Here is a 1,978-nt window from a genome sequence, read left to right as displayed (position 1 = left end):
CGGCGAGTACCTCGCCGAGAACGTCCTCGATACCCTGGAGCCGGATCTGCTCGACTTCCTGCTCGCCACGTCGATCACCGAGCGCACGTGCGCTGCTCTCGCCACCGCCCTGACCGGCCGTGGGCATACCCAGGCGGTGCTCGAAGACATCGAGGCGCGGAACCTGTTCCTCACGCGTCTCGACGAGGAGGGACAGTGGTTCCGCTACCACCACCTGTTCGCCGAGTTCCTGCGCCGCCGGCTCGAGCGTGACGATCCGGAACGCCTGATCGAGTTGCATCACACCGCCGCCGAGTGGTTTCTCGAACAGCACCTACTCAGCCCGGCTGTGGATCACTTCCTCGTCGCCGGCAGCGACGACGACGCGATCGATGCCGTCGAACACGAGGCGATACCACTGCTCGAGCACTCACAGATGAGCACCCTGCTCGGCCTGGCCGCGAAGCTCCCCGGCACGTCCAGCGCGCGCCGGCTGCGCCTACAGACCACGCTGGCCTGGGCGCATGCCATCCTGCATCATCGCGTTGCCGCCGCCGAGGCGCTCGGCAACATCGCGGCAGCTCTGCCGTCGGCAACCGCAGACGAAGCTGACATCCGAGCCGAAGCAGCGCTCATCCGGGCCACGGTCAACGCCTTCGACGACCGGCTCGACGGGATGGATGCGGCGGTCGAGGCCTGCACCGCCCGTGCCGACCGGCTCCGCCCCTGGGTCCTGTGCGGCACCGCTGACGTCGCGTCGTTTCGATCGATCCATCGGTTCGACTTTGCCGAGGCCCGGCGCTGGCAGCAATGGGTACGTCCATACCATCGGCGATCTTCCGGGCCCTTCAGCGTCATCTACGGGTACTGCCTCGACGGGCTGGCCGCACGAGAACAACTCGATCTCGGCGATGCCGAGGCCAGTTTCCGTCATGCCATGCAGCTGGCAACCGAGCGGGGAGTGGAACTGTCCTACGGCTCCCGGCTCACCGGGGCCCTGCTCGGAGACCTGCTGTACGAGCAGGGGAACCTTGCCGAGGCCGAGCGATTCCTCGACCAGAGCCACAGTCTCGGGGCCGAAGGCGGAACGGTCGATTTCATGCTGTCCACCTACGTCGTCGGTGCGCGCCTGAAGCACCGGCTCGGCCGGTACGACGCTGCTGCCGAGCGATTGAACGAAGGCGAACAGCTGGCACGTACATTGCAACTTCCGCGCCTGTCGGCGCACCTCGTGAACGAGCGCATTCGCCTGGGAATCGGATCCGGGCATTTCAGCCCGGACAGCTTTCCTCGGCAGCTCCCGCAAGAACCGCTGGACGGTATCAGTCGGGTTACCACTGAGATCACAGAGGAATCGGTCATCCGGCTCCTTGTTGCCGGCTCGGCCAGCGCCCGGACGCAGGCCTGTGACAGAGCTCGAGTGCTTGCAGAGTCGATCGACGCCACCTGGCGGCCGAGAGCATCCCTCTATGCGCGCGTGTTGCTGACCGAGTGCCTCGCCACTGCCGGGTCGGACCGTGAGGCGGAGCGCGTGGTTCTTCCGGTGCTCGAGCAATGCGCCGGGGTCAGTATCGTCCAGCCCTTACTGGATGCGGGGTCCGCTGTAAGCGTCCTTCTGCACCGCATCGCGCAGGAGCGCAGCGCCCACGGTCTCAGTCCCGCAACGGCTCTCTACCTGGACCGATTGCTGGAGAGCCCGAACCCGTCCACGACTCCGGACGATGCGTGAACCCGGGAACGCGGCATCCGCCACGACCGCGTATTTCACCGTCCTCGGTTGGGCGACGTCGACTTCTGCTGGACGACCGTGGGATAGCCGAGTTTGCGTGTGCAAAGGCTCTTCAGACGGCGCCGCGTCCCGGCGTCGATCTTCGGTTGCGCGTCGAGGAGACACCGCAATCGGTGGTAGAAGTCGGTGGGGACGAGTCCGAACTCGGGAAGGATGTGCTCGTCGCCGCCGTCGTAGGGTGCCCACTGTACCGCGAAGTCGAGCAGCGCG

At 66.4% G+C, this 1,978-nt stretch carries 1 protein-coding gene and 1 pseudogene; one reads left to right on the top strand and one right to left on the bottom strand.

What is annotated here, in order from left to right:
• Window positions 1-1,708: pseudogene (locus tag CQZ88_RS31835) on the top strand (protein kinase); the annotation flags it as partial.
• Window positions 1,709-1,743: 35 nt separating this feature from the next.
• Here CQZ88_RS31835 and CQZ88_RS24955 read toward each other — a convergent pair.
• Window positions 1,744-1,978 (bottom strand): hypothetical protein (locus tag CQZ88_RS24955; protein WP_102800455.1); only part of this gene is annotated, 235 nt, incomplete at its 5' end.

Origin of the sequence: Rhodococcus sp. ENV425, from assembly GCF_002887785.1 — a bacterium.
GTDB lineage: Bacteria > Actinomycetota > Actinomycetes > Mycobacteriales > Mycobacteriaceae > Rhodococcus > Rhodococcus aetherivorans.
The sequence above is the reverse complement of the archived record's forward strand: the minus strand, read 5'-3'. Positions and strand labels throughout refer to the sequence as shown.